Source organism: Polaromonas sp. AER18D-145 (genome assembly GCF_002379095.1).
Lineage (GTDB): Bacteria > Pseudomonadota > Gammaproteobacteria > Burkholderiales > Burkholderiaceae_C > Polaromonas.
Map to the genome: position 1 here is coordinate 1 of NZ_NBZV01000107.1, position 1,662 is coordinate 1,662.

The 1,662-nt window shown below is 66.8% G+C and carries 1 protein-coding gene; it reads left to right on the forward strand.

The window, feature by feature from the left end; translation table 11 throughout:
- Positions 1–69 precede the first annotated feature (69 nt).
- A protein-coding gene (locus B7G52_RS23050) for an IS3 family transposase (RefSeq protein WP_096699985.1) occupies positions 70–1,631 on the forward strand; the annotation gives its coding sequence in 2 pieces (ribosomal slippage) (positions 70–508 and positions 508–1,631; 1,563 coding nt in all).
- The last annotated feature ends 31 nt before the right edge of the window (positions 1,632–1,662 follow it).

Below are 1,662 nucleotides of genomic sequence, written 5' to 3' on the forward strand. Positions count from 1 at the left end.
CCCCCCGCGTCACAATAGTTGTCGCCCCGATAGAACCTAAAACCCAGGGGACGGCGATGAAGGATAGAAGTGGCTCGATACGGACAAGCATTCAAGGACCGTGCAGTAGCACGGTTGTTGCCGCCTGAAAGCGCGGCGGTGGAAGAAGTGGCCCATACGGTGGGTGTTGGGGTTGGCACGCTGCAGCGCTGGCAAAAGGACGCGCAGTCCAGGCCCGCCCGCGGGCGGGCCTGGACTGCGGCGGCGCGGCTGGAGGCCGTGATTACCACGGCGGCGATGCCTGAGGCGGGCAAGAGCGCGTGGTGTCGTGAGCACGGCGTATACCCGGCCGAGCTGGACAAATGGCGCTCCAGCGCCACTGCCGCGCTGGCCGAGCCCGAGGAGGCGCGGGCCAGCCCGCAAGCCACGCGGCAAGACAAGAAGCGCATCAAGGAGCTGGAGCGCGACCTGCTGCGCAAAGACCGGGCGCTGGCCGAGACCGCAGCCTTGCTGGTTCTTTCAAAAAAAGTCGCGGCGATCTTCAGCAAAGGCGAGGACGAATGATCGGCCTCGAAGATCGCCGCCGCTTGGCCCATGACATCGACACGGCCCACCGCGCCGGCGCACGACTGCGCCTGGCCTGTGGCATTGCGGGCATTGATGAGCGCACCCTGCAGCGCTGGAAGGCACACGCGGGCCTCGTATCGGGCGATGGCAGGCCCGATGCGGTGCGCCCTGTACCTGGCCATGCCTTGAGGCCGGATGAGCGTGCACGGTTGCTGGACGTGGCCAACGAGCCGCGCTTTGCCGCCGTGCCGCCGGCGCGCATCGTGCCCATGCTGGCCGACGAGGGGGTGTACATCGCCAGCGAGTCCAGCTTCGCCCGCGTGCTGCGCGAGCATGGGCAAGCCGCCCATCGCGGGCGTGCCAAATCGCCCAGGCAGGTGCGCCCGCCGACCACGCATATCGCCACGGCACCCCGAGAGGTTTGGTGTTGGGACATGACCTACCTGCCCGCTGTCGTGCTGGGTCGGTGGTTTCACCTGTACCTGATCCTGGACTTGTACAGCCGCAAGATCGTGGGCTGGGAGGTGCATGACAGCGACAGCTCGGAGCATGCCGCTCATCTGGTGCGGCGTACGGCACTGGCCGAGGGCATCGCGGCGCTGACCCACAAGCCGGTGCTGCACGGCGACAACGGCTCCACGCTCAAGGCCACCACGGTGCTGGCGATGCTGAACTGGTTGGGCGTCAAGCCCTCGTACTCCAGGCCTCGTGTGAGCGACGACAACGCCTACGCGGAGTCGCTGTTTCGCACCGCCAAGTACCGTCCGGAGTTCCCCGCCAAGGGTTTCGCCGACCTTGACGCGGCGCGCGCCTGGGCGGCCGGCTTCGTGCGTTGGTACAACGTCGAGCATCGGCACAGCAGCATCCGCTACGTCAGCCCAGCGCAGCGACATGCCGGTGACGATCACGCCATCTTGGCTGCCCGTCACGCGCTGTACATCCATGCGCGGGAGCAGAACCCGGCCAGATGGTCCGGCAAGACCCGCAACTGGTCGCCCGTTGGCCCCGTGACTCTCAACCCCGAGCGCGACTCCTTCGTCAGGGCGCATTCGGAGTGCAACGATATTCAGCAGTTGGCTGCATGAATGAGGCGACAACTACCTTGACGCGCGCCGG